This window comes from Sporosarcina luteola (assembly GCF_023715535.1).
GTDB lineage: Bacteria > Bacillota > Bacilli > Bacillales_A > Planococcaceae > Sporosarcina > Sporosarcina luteola_B.
Window position 1 is genome coordinate 1 of sequence record NZ_JAMBOI010000068.1, and the last position, 393, is coordinate 393.

Below are 393 nucleotides of genomic sequence, written 5' to 3' on the forward strand. Positions count from 1 at the left end.
CCTGAAACACTACGTGTTTGGTATCAAAAATATTTAGATAAACAAAATCCAGTTAAAGTACAGCAGCTTTCAGACCAAGAACGTATCAAACAACTCGAACGCGAAAATAAAGAACTGCAACGCGCCAATGAGATTCTACGTAAAGCAGCCGCTTTTTTCGCCCAGGCGGAGCTCGACCGCCCACACAAATAATGGTGGATTTTATCCATAACAATAAAGATCGATATGGTGTTGAAGCGATTTGTAGGATTTTACCGATCGCAGCTTCAACCTATTACCGAACCTTAGATCTCGCTGACAATCCAGAACATCGAGCGAAACGTGCTCTGCATGATTTACATCATGCAGAGCAAATCAAACGTATTTGGAAAGAAAGTTCAGGTCGATACGGTG

General features: G+C 42.0%; 1 pseudogene and 1 other annotated feature. The pseudogene reads left to right on the forward strand.

Annotated features, from left to right (window positions below):
• Window positions 1-393, forward strand: a pseudogene (locus M3191_RS18360) (IS3 family transposase); the annotation flags it as partial.
• Window positions 150-266: a sequence feature (AL1L pseudoknot), on the forward strand. It overlaps the preceding pseudogene by 117 nt.